The 16926-nt window shown below is 59.4% G+C and carries 8 protein-coding genes; all 8 read right to left on the bottom strand.

The features are described from left to right. Positions 1-616: 616 nt before the first annotated feature. Entirely contained in the window at positions 617-3430 is a 2814-nt protein-coding gene (locus tag ACTQ48_RS08490; RefSeq protein ID WP_441067968.1) for a phosphoenolpyruvate carboxylase, read from the bottom strand. A gap of 257 nt (positions 3431-3687) precedes the next feature. Then, positions 3688-5001, bottom strand: coding sequence for a histidine--tRNA ligase (hisS, locus tag ACTQ48_RS08495; protein ID WP_154517690.1), 1314 nt, complete (start codon positions 4999-5001; stop codon positions 3688-3690). Positions 5002-5308: 307 nt separating this feature from the next. After that, positions 5309-6613 carry an MFS transporter gene (locus ACTQ48_RS08500; protein ID WP_441570586.1) on the bottom strand — a complete coding sequence of 435 codons (1305 nt, stop codon included), beginning with the start codon at positions 6611-6613 and terminating at the stop codon, positions 5309-5311. Positions 6614-6616: 3 nt separating this feature from the next. Next, positions 6617-7915, bottom strand: coding sequence for a M20 family metallopeptidase (locus ACTQ48_RS08505; RefSeq protein WP_441570587.1), 1299 nt, complete (start codon positions 7913-7915; stop codon positions 6617-6619). 116 nt (positions 7916-8031) lie between these two features. Continuing rightward, entirely contained in the window at positions 8032-9015 is a 984-nt protein-coding gene (locus ACTQ48_RS08510) for a DMT family transporter (protein ID WP_441570588.1), read from the bottom strand. Between the two features lie 338 nt (positions 9016-9353). Beyond that, complete coding sequence (locus ACTQ48_RS08515) at positions 9354-11543, bottom strand: YhgE/Pip family protein (RefSeq protein WP_441570589.1); 2190 nt, start codon at positions 11541-11543, stop codon at positions 9354-9356. Further along, entirely contained in the window at positions 11544-14309 is a 2766-nt protein-coding gene (locus ACTQ48_RS08520) for a YhgE/Pip family protein (RefSeq protein WP_441570591.1), read from the bottom strand. 462 nt (positions 14310-14771) lie between these two features. Continuing rightward, the gene (htpG, locus tag ACTQ48_RS08525) at positions 14772-16796 is read right to left on the bottom strand and encodes a molecular chaperone HtpG (protein ID WP_427719038.1); all 2025 of its coding nucleotides are present in this window, start codon (positions 16794-16796) and stop codon (positions 14772-14774) included. Between the last annotated feature and the right edge of the window lie 130 nt (positions 16797-16926).

Raw genomic sequence — 16926 nt, forward strand, 5'->3', positions numbered from 1 at the left:
GGCCTTATGCATCGATTTTTGGCTGCTGAAAACTCCGTTTTTTGCACGTCGCCCCAGGCACCACCCTCACCCAGCGGCCTTCCGCTGAAGCTGGACATCGCAAGGCCCGCCATAAGTTTACTTTTAGGCACACTCCGCAGGACGCAAGAAGCCCTCGCCGCACTCCACGCTATGCGCGAAGCGCGCCATTCTTCTCCTCAGCTTTAACTCCAGAGGACCGAGGACGAAGGGGCCCGACGGGCTTCCCTCTGAATGCATTCCGCAGCACGAAGCCCTTTCCAAACGCGCGAAGCGCGCCATTATTCCCCCAGCAGTAATCCGCCGAAGACCGGACATCGCAGGGCCCGCCATCAGTTTACTTTTAGGCACACTCCGCAGGACGCAAGAAGCCCTCGCCGCACTCCACGCTATGCGCGAAGCGCGCCATTCTTCTCCTCAGCTTTAATTCCAGAGGACCGAGGACGAAGGGGCCCGACGGGTTTCCCTCTGAATGCATTCCGCAGCACGAAGCCCCCTTATCCGCAGCTCCGAAGGAGCAGGATAAGGGGGCTTCAAGTGCGAGGACGCATTCAGAGGGAAACCCGTCGGGCCCCGGTGAGAGCCACAGGGCTATCGATTACCCCGTGTTCTGCAGACCTGCCGAGACGCCGGTCACAGTCGAAAGAATCAGGCTCATGTACTCGGCCTTCTTCTCCTCGGCCATCTCGTCCTGGTTCATACGCACCTCGCGAAGGGCGCGGACCTGGGCGATGGACAGGGCGTCGACGTAGGGGTTACGCACGCGAACGGCACAGCCGAGCACGCGACGACGCTGCAGCGGCCACTCGTCACCAACGATGGCAAGGACCCACTTACGGGTGAGCTGCATCTCGGTAAAGACCTTCTTGGACAGATCATCGCGGTCGCCCAAATGCAGATACATCTTGGCAATGCGCTGATCGGTCTTAGCAATCGACATCTCGATGTTATCGATAAAGGTGCGGAAGAACGGCCACTCCTGGTAGGCAGCCTTGAGCTGGTCAAGATCGCCCAGCTGCTCGCAGGCGGTGCCCAGGCCGTACCAAGCGGCCAAGTTAATGCGTGCCTGGCTCCAGCTGAAAATCCACGGAATGGTACGCAGGTCGTCGAGCGACTTGGCACCCAAGCCGCGCTTGGCGGGACGCGAGCCAATCGGCAGCAGACCGACCTCGGTCAGCGGCGTCACAGTCGAGAACCACGGTGCAAAGTCCTCGGTGTTCAGCAGGTCCAGATAGCGCTCGTGGCTTGCGGCGTTGAGTTTCTCGGCCATATCCCAGAACTTCTGCGTGGTCTCGGTGTTGGTCTTCTCGACGCTCGGGGCCGACTGCAAAAGCGTTGCGGCGGCAACGGACTCAACATGGCGCTGAGCCAGCGTGCGGTTGCCGTAACGGGCAAAGATGACCTCACCCTGCTCGGTGAGCTTAAAGAAGCAGTTGACTGAACCCTTGGGCTGCGCCAGTACGGCCTTGTTGGCCGGGCCGCCACCACGGCCCACGGCGCCGCCGCGACCGTGCATGAGCACCAGGTCGATATCGTTCTTCTCGGCCCACTTGGCGATGCGCTCCTGCGCGGAGTGCAGCGCAAGCATGGCCGTGGTAGGACCGGCATCCTTGGAGGAGTCGGAGTAACCCAGCATAACCTCCATGCGGCGGTTGGTCTGGGCAAGACGCTTCTGCACCACGGGCAGCGTAAGCATCTGGTCGAGCACGTCAACACAGCCCTCGAGGTCCTCGAGCTGCTCGAACAGCGGGATCACGTCGAGCTCGGGAACGTCCTCCTCGTGTGCGAAGGACAGGTGGGCCAGCTCAAAGACGTCGGCCACATGCTGGGCACTCTTGGTAAACGAGATGATGTAGCGGTGTGCCATCTTCTTACCGTAGCGCTTTTGGATGGAGCCGATAGCGCGGAAGGTGTCGATGACCTCGCGCGTCATGGGCTGCAGGTCGCCATGGATACCGTTTTCGTGGATATCCTTAAGGGCGCGGGCATGCACCACGGAGTGCTGACGGAACTCCATCTCGACCATATGGAAGCCGAAGGACTCGACCTGCCAGATGATGGTCTGCACCGGGCCGTAGGCGGCACGGACGGCACCGCAGGCAGCCAGCGAACGCTGGACGACGCGCAGGTCATCCAGGAACTCGTCGGCGCTGTGATACATGGTGTCGGTGATACGGCGTACGGTGGCGTTCAGACGGTCGGCCATGACGAGCATGACGGCGCGATGCGGCTCGTGCTCGGAGATAAGCTCGGCGCGGGCCGTGTAATGGGCACTCATCTCGACCTGATGGTTCCACAGGTTGATGAGCTCGGCAGACGGCTTGCTGTAGGTGGCCTCGAGCGTGAGGTTGCGGCCGATGCGGCGGCACTTGTCCTCGAGCTTGAGCACCATGTGGGTGAAGTACTTGGCGGCGACCTCACGGCTCACCTTGGCGGTGACGTTGGGGTTACCGTCGCGGTCGGAACCGATCCAGCTGCCGGGATGGAAGAACGCCGGGCACAGCGGCGGCACGGTACCGGCCTTGTCACCCAGCACCCAGTCGTCAAAGCGACGATAGATGACGGGGATGACGTCGAACAGCGTGTTATCGAAGATGTCGATGATGGTATCGGCTTCCTCGACCGGCGTGGGCTTCTTGAGCGCGATGGGGCTCGTACGCACCAGGGCGTCGATCTCCTGCAGCATATGGCGCTCGTTCTCCACCAGGTCGGAGCCGCCCAGACGCGGACGCTCCTCCAGCAGGTTAGAGATACGGCGAATCTTGCCCTCGACGGCCTTGCGACGGGCCTCGGTGGGATGCGCGGTAAAGACGGGATGGAACTCAAGCTTGCCGAGCAGCTCGTTGGCGCCCTCGACACCCATCTCATCCACCAGCTGGTGATAGGCGACGGTGAGTTCGTTGGCGGGATCGACCTCGGTATCGGTCGATGCACCGGCCTCACGCTCGCGCAGCTGCGTCACACGGTAGTTCTCCTCCGACAGGTTTGCCAGATGGAAGAAGCTCGTAAAGGCACGGACGATAACCTGCTGCTTATCGAGCGGCAGGCTGTCGATCAAATCGACGACCTCGCGAAACGCCACAGCAGTGGGCTCGTCGGCGGTGGGCACGCCCTGCTCGTCGACGGCCTCGTCGGCGGCACGGCTACCGGGGTTGCCGGCATTGGCCACGATCTCGGCCGACAGAATCTTGTCGAACAGGTCCGCGATCTCGGGATCATACTCGCTAAGCACACGGCGCTCCAGGCGCAGGAACAGCGCAAGGTTGTCGCGCAGCTCCTCGGGAATCTCAATCTCGGCGAGACGCTCCCTGGACTCGGCATTCGAGCCGATTCGGTTAACGAGGCGGTTGACCACGGCAGCGACGCGCGCCGCGGCTTCGGGTACAGACTGGTTGCTTAGGTTCTCAGCCACGTTTCCTCCCATTCCTCCTTCTATGCACGTAACATGCGGTATTCATTATAGGCACTTGAGAAACACTTTCGATACTGATTGCGCTTTACCACACAAAAGTATTTTCTGCATTGCAAGGCTTTTTGCCCCAAATGGTCGTATTTCTCGGTGGGCGGCATATGCAAACGGGGACATTCCGCATAAAAGCGAAACACCCCCGTAACAATCGTTCGCCGCGAGCGGGACGCGTTAGCGGACCCGCAGCTCAAAATGATGCGCTACAGACGCTCGCGAACCGCCTCGACCACGTTGGACAAATCGACCAGTACCTCGTCATGGCTCTGCATGTCGCGCACCTTGACCTTGCCGGCGGCAAGCTCGTCGCCGCCCAAGACCAAAATGAGCTTGGCGCCCACCTTGTCGGCCTGCTTAAACTGAGCCTTGAGCGAACGACCCTGATAGTCTGCCTCGGTCACGATGCCTGCGGCGCGAAGCTTCTGCGTAATGGCAAAAACGTTCTGACGCAGTTCCTTGCCGGCGTTGGCAACGTAGACACACGGAGCCTCATCGGCGCCCAGGTCGCTGCCAAAGGCCTGCAGGGCCAGCAGGGCGCGCTCAAAACCGACGGCGAAGCCGACACCGGCCGTGGGCTTGCCGCCCTCGAGCTCGACCAGGCCGTCGTAGCGGCCGCCGCCACCGATGGAGCCGACGCCGGCGCCGGGGGCCTCGACCTCAAAGACGGTACGGGTGTAGTAGTCCAGGCCGCGCACCAGGGTGGGATCCTCGACATACTCGATGCCGGCGGCATCCAGATAGCGCTTGACCTGCTCGTAGTGCTCGCGGCACTCGTCGCACAGGTTGTCACCCATCAGCGGGGCCTCGGCCATGATCTCGCGGCAATGGTCGTTCTTGCAGTCGAAGGCGCGCAGCGGGTTGAGCTCGGCGCGCTCGCGGCACTCATCGCACATCTCGTCGGCGTGATCGAGAATGAACTGCTTGACCTGCTCGCGATAGGCCGGACGGCACTGGGCATCACCCATCGAGTTAATGAGCAGACGGAGCTTGGAAAGATCGAAGCCCAGACGCTTGTAGAACTCCATGAGCATAATGATGCACTCGGCGTCCGCAGCCGGATCGGGAGCACCGAGCCACTCGATGCCCACCTGATGGAACTGACGCAGGCGGCCCTTCTGGGGGCGCTCGCCGCGAAACATGGCCTCGGCATAGTAGGCCTTAAACGGCGTGGAGCCCTGGGGCACCAGGTTGTTCTCCACGACGGCGCGCACCACGCCGGCAGTGCCCTCGGGACGAAGCGCCAAGCGCTGTTTGGGCTTGAGCTTGGCATCGGTGCCCTCGGTAAAGACACGCTCCAGGTTGGCGCCGCTAAACACGCGGAACATCTCCTTGCGCACGACATCGGTCGACTGGCCGATGCCGTGGACAAACACGTCCACCTGCTCGATCGCGGGCGTCTCGATGGGCTTAAAGCCAAACGGCTCAAACACGCCGGCAGCGATCCGCTGCATCTTTTGCCAGGCGCGCATCTCGGCGCCGATAAGGTCGCGGGTTCCCTCCGCCTTCTGTGCCTGCATGGGCAAACACCTTTCTTTTAGTATCGCGTCATAGGTAGTGGTCATTATACGGCACAAAAACAAAACGCGGCGACGCGTCTGACCGAACGAGGGTATGGGAGCTCGTTCGGCCAGACGTGCCGCCGCTGCAGCCGATCCGCTTTCCTCCGCCCCCTTCGAATCACACGATCTGTTGGGGACAGAGGAAAACGGATCATTTTGTATGCCCGTGGCCGCCTTGGAAACCGAATGGTGGTACGAGCATCCATTCGGCTTCCAAGGCGGCCACGGACAGAACACGGGGCGAACAGAAAAGAGCGACGGACGTCTACTCCCCCGCCACGCTCGCACGCAGCTTAGCGGCGATGGGCTCGGATGCCAGCAGGAATACGAGCATGACCGCAGAACACACCAGGCACACGATCCAGGTGCTCGCAAAGGAGCCCGTGGCATCGAACAGCACGCCCGAGACAATGGCACCCACGGTGCCGCCGACCATCTCGAGCGAGGTAATGGTGCCCGTGACCTTGCCCAGATCGGCCATGCCAAACTGCTTGGACGCGGCGATAGTGGGCGTGATGGTGCCCATGCACGTTCCGACACCAAAGCTCACGGCAGCCACGATGGGACCAAGATCGGTCGCGGGGAAGCACAGGGCGACGCAGGCGATAATGCACGCAACGGATCCCAACACGTTGCCAAAACGTAGGCCAAAGCGATCGTAAATGACGCCGAGCGAAATCTTGGCGATAACGACGGTGACCATATAGGCCGAAAGCACAGTGCCCGCCCACACGGGATCGTGACCGCCCGTGACAATCTTGGCGCCGTTGACGGTAACGCTCGTCATGTTGGTGACCTGGTTGGGCAAGATGGCACCGTTAACGAGGCCCATAAAGAGGAAGGCAACGACAAGCAGCCAAAACGCCGGGCTCTTCTTGATGCGAGACCAACCGACGTTAACCTCGGGAGCCGTGTGCTCGTCCTTGTCGCCAGCTGTCGAGACGGACGGATCGCCCGGGTTCTCGCCGAGCGGCTTAAGGCCTATCTCAGAAGGCTTGGTGCGGAAGGAATAGGCCGTGATGGGCAGCGCCGCCACCATGCAGATAGCCGCGAGCACCAGGAAGGCGGAACGCCAACCAACGCTCACGATAAGCGAGCTCACGGTGGGAGACAGAACAGCGCCTCCAAAGCCCGAGCCCGAAAGTGCTATGGAGATCGCAAGACCTCGCTTGGCCGTAAACCAGTTGGCGGTCACAAGGCTAATGAGCAGGCGGGTCGAGGCGACGGCAAAGCAGCCCGAGACGGCAAAGAGCACGTAGACCTGCCACAGCTCACCGACAAAGCTCATCCCGGCAAGAACGGCAGAGGTGGCGATAACGGTAAGGGAACCCAAGATGCGACCGCTCACTTTGTCGGCAACATGGCCAATGACAAGCGAGCCGACAACGCTCACCACGGTTGAGATGGCGTTGGAGATGTTGTACTGAGCAAGGGAAATGCCCAAGTCGCTCACGATAAGCGGCTGAAACAGGCTCATGCAGTTAACGAAAATCGTGTAACACGTGGCCATGATGACAAAGCCGGAGGCCACGACGAGCCAACCGGGGAAGAATTTATGCTGCTGGGACATGGATTACTCCTTGTGGTCGGCGATATAGCCCAGGGCGACCGCCGCATAAGCCGCGGCGCCGAGCGGCAACTCGGCATCGCTAAAGCGTGCCTTGGGATGGTGCTGGGCAAAGTGCTCGTCCGTATCGGTCACAGCCGCACCGAACGTAAAGTACGCGCTCGGTATCTCGCTCGAGATAAGCGCAAAGTCCTCGCTCGCCATGGCATGGAACAGCGGCAGGAAGGCGGCCTTGGGCAACGTCGCACCCACATAGCCAAGCGAAGCCTGGGTCATATCGTCATCGAGCACGAGCGGGGGAACATCCGAGAGCGTCTCGATAGTCGCCGGCGTACGATAAGTCGTGGCAACGCCTTTGACGACCTCCGCGATGCGGGTCTTGAGGTGCTCCATGAGCCCAACGTCAAAGCCGCGCAATGTTCCCTCGAGCACGCAGGTGTCGGGAATCACATTGGCCGCTTGGCCACCGGCAAACTTACCCACGGTGAGCGCGACCTCCTTGGCCGCCGGCACCTCGCGAGCGATAAGCTCCTGGAGCGCCAGGTGCACATGCACGCCTGCCGTGATGGGGTCGATGCAGATCTCGGGGCTCGAACCGTGGCCGCCCTTGCCCTGCAGCGTGATGCGGAAACCGTACACACCCGAAAGCGCCGGGCTGCCGTAGAGCACCAGACCAAGCGGCGACTGGCTGTTGACATGCATGGCAAAAGCCGCCTGAGGACGCGGGTTCTCGAGCAAGCCGTCGGCGATGGCAGCACGTGCCCCCTCAAAGGTCTCCTCGCCCGGCTGGAACAACAGCTTGACGGTGGCATTGGCGTCGACAAGCGCGGCCTCGCGAGCCTTGAGCAGGCGCGCCGCACCAAGCAGCGCCGTCGCGTGCATATCGTGACCGCAAGCATGCATGCAGCCATTGGTAGATGCAAAGGGCTCGCCGGATTCCTCGACAACGGGCAGGGCATCCATGTCGCCGCGCAGCATAACGACCGTACCGGCCTGTTCGTCCGTGCAGACGCCATTGCCCTGGGCCGCGGCGGCACCGGCACCGACAAGGCCCACAACGCAGGAACCATCGACGAGCGTGGAAAATGGGATGTCCATCTCGTTCAGGCGCGCTTGGATATACGCAGAGGTCTGTGGGAGGTCGTTACCGAGTTCGGGCATCCGATGCAGATCGTGACGCCATGCGGCAAGCTCATCGGCAAAAGCCTGAGCCTCTTTGACCAGACCGTCACCAATGGCGGCTTGCGCCGCCGCTGAGGTCTGAAGCGCTGGTTGTGGTTGGAAATCGGACAGAGCTGGTGCCATAGATGCCCTCCAGTAAGGTTTTAGCAGCAAGCACTTTCATACTCTAAAGTGCAAGGCATAACTTTAAAGGCGACGCATAAAAAACGCCGCCCCAGAGGGACGGCGCAACAGATTGTTTACAAACGCGCTCGCGGCTTTTTACGCAAAAAGCCAAAGTGCGTCTCGCTCAAGATAATCGACAGGAAGATGAGCGCAAAGCCGGCAAACAAACGCGAGGTGAGCACCTCCCCCATCAGCAGCACCGAGAACAGCACGCCCGATGGCGACTCCATCGAAAGCAGTAGTGAGCCCGTCGAGGCCGGGACATGCGCCAAGCCCACGTTTTGGATGAGCAAGCCCACGCATGTGCAGCCCACCGAGAGGAATGCCATCACGCCAATGAAGCTCGGCGTCCACACGGATAAAGGCGCCTGGGTCTCGAACGGCAGCGAAGAGATCAGGCACAGCACACCGTTGCCCGCAAACATCCAAAACGTAATGACGTTGATGTCCATCTTGCGACCGTACTTAGCGGCCACCGCCATCTGGATGGCAAAGAAGACCGCGCCGCCCAGCGTAATAACATCGCCGGCATTGAACTCGACGCTATCAAGCGCCACCAAGCCAATGCCCGCCAGACACAGCAACGCGGCGCCCAAGTTGTAACGGGTAAGTTTTTCGCCGCTTAGGACATAGCTCGCAAACGGAACCAAGATACAGTACGTGCCCGTCAAAAACGCGCTTTTGCCTGCCGTGGTCTGCGCCAGGCCAATCGTCTGCAAACCGTAGGCACCCCACATGAGCGCGCCCATGCCAAGTCCAACAATCAGATTTCGAGCGTTGAAATGGGCAACAATGCGCTTGTGGAAGACGGCAAGCATGACCAGCGACGCCGGAAGAAAGCGAATGTAGAGCAGCTCGAACACCGGAATGGTATCGAGCGCGTCCTTCATGGTGGTAAAGGAATAGCCCCAGATGACCGCTATCGAAAGCAGCAAGACCTTCCAGAACAGCGGCGAGCGCGCACCGGCACCGCGAGAGGCACCGCCGGCACCCAGGTCTTCGCGGGCTACAGGGCTATCGGGCATATTTTCGATTTCAATAGCGGCATGATGGGCCATAGGGCATCCTCGCGCTCGGTCTGGGCGTGGTGTCCGCACGCGCGCGACCGCATGCCGCCTCATGGTCAAATAAAACGGGACGCGCCGGACCCCCGGCACGCCCCGCAACTGTAGCAACAATCAAGCAGCCCACGCAATTCAGCCCACTAAAGCGTTTTGTTCCGCCGTTCTACCGAACGGCGGACCGGCCGACGCTGCGCGAGCCGCATTCACGCCAATCTGACGTTCAATTTCAAGGGCGCGACCAGAAGGTCAGCGCCCTTTCATTTCACGTCACCTTGGCGCAAATGCGGCTCGCTCGCTGGCATTAGTTCTACATCAGCGTTAACGTTGCCGCACTAAATTAGCTTTGTCGACTCCAGCTTTTCGATAATCCAGTCGTTGGCTTTGATGACTGGACGACGGAAGACCACACCCAGGGCCAGCGACGGAATCAGATAGCTCGCCAGAATACCCAGCTCAACCCAGTACTCCATATGGTAGGCACCGGCCATGGCGGCATGCATGGCATTGATGCCATGGGTAAACGGCAGGAACGGGTAGATCGCCTGGAACACGGGACCGGTCATCTCGATGGGGAACGTACCGCCCGAACCGCCGACCTGCATGACCAGCAGCACGACGGCGAGGGCCTTACCGATATCTCCAAACGATACCGTAAGCGTGTAGACGATATTGGAGAACACGAGGCTCGCGACCCAGCCGGCAAGCACAAACTGCAGGGGGTTGTCGCACTGAATGCCAAAGAACAGAATGTCGCCCGCGCACACGAGCGTCGCCTGCAGCAAGGCCAAGCCGCCAAAGAACAAGTAGCGGCCCAAATAGATCTCGTGCAGGCGCACGGGGATGAGCTCGTTGATAAGCTCATCGTCGACCGAGACCTTCATCATGGCTGCCAGTACGATCGAGCCAACCCAGAGCGACAGAATCGTGTAGAACGGTGCCATGGCCGAACCGTAGTTGCGGATCGGATAGACCGGCTTGCGGTCGAGCGCAACGGGGCCGGAAAGCGACGCGGCGAGGCCCTCGGGGTCGTTGCCGATCATCGTCTTGATCGTGGCTAGATCATCAGACATAAGGGCACCGTCGAGCTCGTCCTTAAACGCGCCGATCTTGTCCGACGCCTCGCCCAGCTGATCGGAAGCCTTGTTGACCAGCTTTGCAGCCTTGGAGAGGCCCTTTGACAGCGAACCGGATGCGTCGGTCAGGCCGTCTACGGCGCTATCCAGATCGCCCGAGATACCATCGAGCGAATCCAAAACGCCTGAAATAGTCTTCTTGAGTTCTTTGGCCTTGACCGAAAACGTAGAGTCATAGTCAATCTTGGCGCCCGAGATGCCAGCCTTGGCATCCGCTATTGCCTGGTCGACCTCGGCACGCGACTTGTTAACCTCTAACATACTGTTCGTGAGCGACGTCTCGATATTCGACAGCTCATTGGCATTGTTGCGGTACTCCTTCTCGGTTTTGTCAAGCTCAGCAGCCGCGTCCTCAAGCCCTGCCTTGAGCTTATCGTTACTCACCTGGCCAGCAAGACTACGGAGCTCATTCGCCGTGTCAGCAATCTTGTCGGCACGCGCATAGAGCGAGTCGGCAGAGGCCTTAAGCTGAGACACGGTAAGGTCGACATGTTGCTTCGCAGCATCGAATGCATTTGCGAGCTCGGTGGATACGTTATCGAACGAGTCCGCGCTTCCGTCTATTGCAGAATCGACGGCATCGCTGGCGGACTTGAGCGCTTGCTCGGAATCGGCAATACCGCTCTCGGCATGCTGCATGAGCTGCTTCACCGACTCCTCGGTCGATCCGGACTGCTTGAGCATACCGCTCGCCGACGTCAGTGAATCGGACGTAGAGCTCAAAATGCCCGCGAGCGACGTCGCGCTCGCCTGAACGTCCCGCAGGTCCTCGACCGAATCGCCAAGCGTAGAGGACAGATTGGCGATAAAGTTGCTCACCTGGTCGGTGCTCATGTAATCGAGCAGGCTGGACACCGTCTTAAGGCCGATGGTCGTGATGGTCTTGGTAAAGGTCTCATTGACTTGGCTCTGGACGGCGCTCGAGCCCTTCTCGGTCACAATCTGGGCAATGGCGTTGGCCTTCTGGTTCTCGTAAAACTCGATATCGGCGTGCTTCACCTCAGTCGAGAAAAGCGTCATCATGTCGGCGCTAAACGTTTTAGGGATAACGACGGCAGCGTAGTACGCGCCCGACTTAACGCCCTCGATCGCCTTATCGCGGTCGTTGAGGACAACCCAGTCGAAGTTCTCGTTGCCGCGCAGGGTGGCGGTTACGTTTTCGCCCACGTTGACCTCGACGGGAATCAGATCGCTCTCGTAGCCCTCGTCGGTGTTGACCACGGCAATCTTAAGATTGCCGGTATTGCCGTAGGGATCCCAGCTGCCGGCGATGTTAAACCACGCGTACAGGCACGGCACGATAATGAGGCCCATTACGACGATCATGCCGATCACGGAGCGAGACACGTTTTGGACATCGCGCTTAAACAGGTGCAGGATGTTCTTCATTTATGCCTCACCTCCTTTAGAGTGCTTGCCAAGTGGGGTGGTATCTCCATCATTTGTGGCTGTGCTGTCGCTGCCCTGAGATTTATGGTGCGAGCCTATATGCGGCAAGCGGCCCGTGGACTGATCGCCGCCCTTGACACCACGCTCGCTGGCGTTGAGGCCAAACATGTGGCGGGCGGCAGGAATGGCGGCCGTGTGTTCGCGCATCTCGCGACGCAAGTCCTCATCCGAAAGCGCCGAGATGCGCATCTGGGTATTGAGGCTCGCGCGGATATATTCGATATTGATAAGCCAGCCGCAGATGGCAATAACCGAAATGATCCAGATAACGAGCAGGATGATCTTGCCGTTATTGTCGATATCGAGAACCGTCGACAGGACAAAGAGCAGGACCTGAACGCCCACCACGGCGGCAAAACCGCCCTTGATGTAGTACGGGTAGCGATGTTCAAAGGCGACCGCATGATCGAGCAGCTCGCGACGGTACGAATCGGAATCGAGCATGACACGCATGGCCGTGCGCAGCGAGTAGCGCTGGCGCGGCAGGTCGTTGGACTCGCAAATCATCATACCGGTCGTGGAAAGCTGTTTATCAAAGAGCAGGTTAAGGTTGAGCAGCAGCGGACGCAGCTGCAGGCCGATAAAGAGCGCCACGATCAAGAACACGCCCAGAATGCACAGGTTAAACAGGTAGTTGAACGAATACATGCCGCCGACCGTCTCGCGCAGCAGATTGATGCCGTAGGTAAAGGGCAGCAGCGGATGCAGCCACTGGAAGAAGCCGGGCATCATCTCGATGGGGTACATGCCCGAAGAGCCCGGAATCTGCACGATAACCAGAATGACGCCGATCGCCTTGCCGATATGCTTAAACGTGGTGGACAGCGCATAGATGATATTGACGTAGGTGAACGAAATGGCGATGCCGCCCAGCACGAACAGCAGCGGGCTGACGCACTGCACGCCAATCACCAGATCGCCTACCGTAACGATAATGGCCTGGAACGCGCCCAGGATCACCAGTAGCAGCCAGCGGCCAAAGTAGCCCTGACGCGCGGTAAAGCTGCCGATGCCTTCGCGGTCGACCTCGAGCTTGTAGATAGCGATAAGCACGTAGCCGCCCACCCAAAGCGCCAGATTGGTATAGAAGGGAGCGATGCCCGAGCCAAAGCTCTTGACCGGGAAAATTGACTTGGAAGTCAGCTCTACGGGAGATGCCATAAAGTCTGCCACGTCATTGACGTCGACACCCATCAGATCAGCCAGCTCGCCCATGGACTCGGAGGTCTGCAGCGCCGCAATGTCGTTGGCGGCGGTTGCGAGCTTGTCCTGGACCTTGGCAAGCGAGGCATCGGTCTGGGACAGCGTGGTCTTGGCCTGACCGAGCGTAGCGTTGAGTTGCGAAAGTGTACCGCGCGCACTTGCAATAGCAGGCGTGAGGCCAGACACGATTCCCGTCAGATCACCCGAGACGGCGGCAAATGAATCAAGCGCGCTCGAGGCCTTCGGCAGCGCGTTTTGACCCAGGTCCGTCTGGGCCTGGCCAAGGTTAGTCGCACCGGTCTGGATTGCGTTATTGATAGCGTCGCTGGCACCCGAGACAGCCGCGGCGTCATTCGCCATGGCGCTCGACTGCGCAGACAGACTATCCTTGATGCTCTGAAGCTTTTCATTCTGCTCGCGGAGCAAATCGATGGTCGATACAATGCGCGCGTCAATTTCCTCGGAACCTGTCGACGTGTCATTAACGAGAATTTCCAAGTGCTCGATAACGGCCTTATTGTGGTCGATCGTCGCCTGGAGAGACTCAAGCGAGTTGTCGATACGGGTGGTCGTAGATGTGACCGTGCCCGTCAGCTTGCCAATCGCAGCGTTCGCGGAGGCTGACGTCTTGGTGAGCGCAAGGCTGCCTTCCGAGAGCGCCTTGGAGAGCGAGGTGATGGAATTACCCGCCGTGGCGCGAGCCTCGCCCAGCAGGTCGTTGCCCTGGGAGATCGCCTGCGTCAGCGACGGCGCCTGACCCTGTAGACCGGCAAGTGCTGCATCTGCCGAGGCAATGGAACCACTCGTCTTATCGATGGCGGCATTCATGTCGCCAATCGAACCACGCACCTCGCCCAAGGTATCGGATGCCTCGGACACCGAACTTGCCAGCGAATCCTGGGTCTGGGTTGCCTTGTCCTTTAAATCGACTCCGGCATCCTTGGCGATACCGGCAACGGTCTCGCCCGCCGTGGAGACAAATTCCGAGTTGATCTGCTCCTCGATGGTGCTTGCACCGGTGTCGGTAACCTTCGGCGCAATAGCGCTCTTCTTCTCATTGACGTAGTACGTAAGCTTGGGCTGATGGTAGTTGCCGTCGAGCATCGAAACCAGGTTATCCGAGAAGTTCTTGGGGATTACGATGGCCGCATAGTACTTACCGCTCTCGACGCCCTCTTTGGCATCGGCCGCCGAATCGACGAAGGTCCAGCCCAGCCGATCGTTCTCCTTGAGCTGATCGACGACCTTATCGCCCGCGTTGAGCTCGCCCACCAAATCGCTTTGGGTGCCCTGATCGTTGTTGGCGATGGCAATCTTGATACCCTGGGTGTTTCCGTACGGATCCCAGTTGGCAACGATGTTGTACCAGGCATACAGCGAGGGAATAACGCACACGCCGAGGGTAACCACCAGGGCGACGGGGTTCACGATCAATCGCTTAATGTCACGCTTAAATATCGCAAAGGAGACCTTTGCATCGGATAGTTTGCTGCCGAGACTCACGCTTGGACCATCCATCCTGTCGTTGAATCGAATCGTACTATCGACAACCATTGTACGAAGGCGTTTTAACGTCTCGATGCACAATGGTATTGAGTTTTGCGGGTAGCAATATACTACGAAGATGAGTTAACGTACAGTTGTACAGTATCTTAAATTTCAGCAGGTCACAAAACCACAACCCGCACAAATTAGCAACCCAACTAGTCGTTGGGGACGTTCTTTAGTCATTGGGGACGTTCTTAAACGACCAGTCAAACAAGAACGTCCCCAACGACTAGTTTGGACCACGGTAACGTCGATGTTTTGGCAATGCCAGCGAGCGGGCACCAGAGCGAACAAATTGGCATTCAAAGAGGACGGCATAGACCTTCTGGTCATGCCGTCCTCTTTGAATGACAAGTTGTCGCTCTGGTGCCCGCGCAGCGTCGACCGGTCCGCCGTTCGGCAGAACGGCGGAACCAATTACATAAGCTCGCAGACAGCCGCCGCGAAGGCAACGGGGTCCTCGGGCAAAATACCCTCGACGAGCAGGGCCTGGTCATAGAGCAGGCCGGAGTACTGCTTGATCTTGTCGGCGTCGCCCGCCTTCTGAGCAGCGACGAGCTTGGCAAAGACCGGGTGCTTGGCGTTGAGCTCGAGCACACGCTGGCTCTTGGGCATACCGTCGGGCGCACCCTCGGGACCCTTCTGAAGCACCTTCTCCATCTCGAGCGAAAGCGGACCCTCGGTGGTGATGCACGCGGGAGCATCGGTCAGGCGCGCAGAGACGGCGACCTTCTCGACCTTGTCACCGAGTGCCTCCTTCATGGCGCTAAAGAGGTCCTCGTTCTCCTTAGTGGCGTCCTCGGCCTCCTTCTTCTCGTCCTCGGTCGCCAGGTCAAGATCGCCGGTAGCGACATTCTTGAGCTCCAGGTGACGATCTTCGACCTCGGGCTCGGCACCGTCGGCAACGGCCTTCTCGGCAGCCTCGCGGGCAGCGTCGTCCTCGTAGATCTTGGGCATATCGACGGCAACGTACTCACGCATAGCCTGGAACGTGAACTCATCCACATCCTGCGTCAGCAGCAGCACGTCATAGCCGCGGTCGAGTACGCCCTTTACCACGGGCATCTTGGTCAAACGCTCACGCGAGTCGCCGGCGGCGTAGTAGATGGCCTTCTGATCTTCGGGCATGCCCTTGGCATACTCGGCCAGGGTAATCATCTTCTGCTCCTTGGCAGACCAGAACAGCAGCAGGTCGGCGAGCTCATCGGCCTTCATGCCATAGCTCGAATAGATGCCGTACTTAAGGCCACGGCCAAAGTTCTCAAAGAACTTCTCGTAGGCCTCGCGGTCGTTGTCACGCATATCCTCAAGGTCGGCGGTAATCTTCTTTTCCACACGCTTGGCGATAGCCTTGAGCTGACGGTTCTGCTGCAGCGTCTCGCGCGAGATGTTGAGCGACACGTCGGCGGAATCCACGACGCCGCGGACAAAGTTATAGTAGTCGGGAAGCAGGTCGTCGCACTTCTCCATGATCAGGACGTTGGAGCTGTAGAGCGCCAGGCCCTTCTCGTAGTCCTTGCTGTACAAATCGAACGGCGCGCGGCCCGGCACAAACAGCAGGGCGTCGTACTCGAGCGTACCCTCGGCGTGGAAGCTGATGGTGCGCGCAGGATCGTCAAAGTCGTGGAACGTAGACTTGTAGAACTCGTCATAGTCCTTCTGCTCAACATCGGAGCTGCGCTTCTTCCAGATCGGCGTCATGGAGTTAACGGTCTCGAGCTCCTGGTAGTCCTCGTACTCGGGCTTGTAATCCTCCGGCGCGTCCTCGGGCTTGGGTTTCTGGCGGCTCTTGGAGACCATCATTTGGATCGGGTAGCGCACATAGTTGCTGTACTGCTGAATCAGGCTCTTGAGGCCCCACTCGGTCAGGAAGCGATCGTAGGTCTCGGCCTCGCCATCGGCGTCGAGCTTCTCGTTCTCGCGCAGCGTCAGGATGACATCGGTGCCGTGCTCGGCGCGCTCGCCGTCCTCGATGGTATAGCCCTCAAGACCGTCGGATTCCCACACATGGGCGACATCCTCGCCATAAGCGCGGCTGACCACCTTCACGTGGCTGGCGACCATAAAGGCCGAGTAGAAGCCCACGCCAAACTGACCGATGATGTCGACATCCGAGCCCTGCTGCTCGGCGTTCTCGGTCTTAAACTCCTCGGAGCCGGAATGGGCGATGGTGCCCAGGTTGCGCTCGAGCTCCTCGGCGGTCATGCCAATGCCGTTATCCGAGATGGTAATGGTGCGGGCGTCTTTATCAAAGGAGACGCGAATAGCCAGGTCGCCCTGGTCGAGCTTGACGCTCGGATCCTGCAGGCTCTTAAAGTTGAGCTTGTCGACGGCGTCGCTCGCGTTAGAGATAAGCTCGCGCAGGAAGATTTCCTTGTTGGTGTAGATGGAGTTGATCATGAGGTCGAGCAACTTTTTGCTCTCGGTCTTAAATTGACGCATGTGCAGTCCTTTCGCGCTACCCCCGTCCGCAAAAACAGCTCGGTTGCCCGAGCCGTATCGCAGACCTGCTATGTTCAGACTTAGATTTTATAACCCATTAGCGCGCATATATACATGCGGAATCGAAAAA

The organism is Collinsella sp. Sow4_E3, assembly GCF_052116285.1.
Classification (GTDB): domain Bacteria; phylum Actinomycetota; class Coriobacteriia; order Coriobacteriales; family Coriobacteriaceae; genus Collinsella.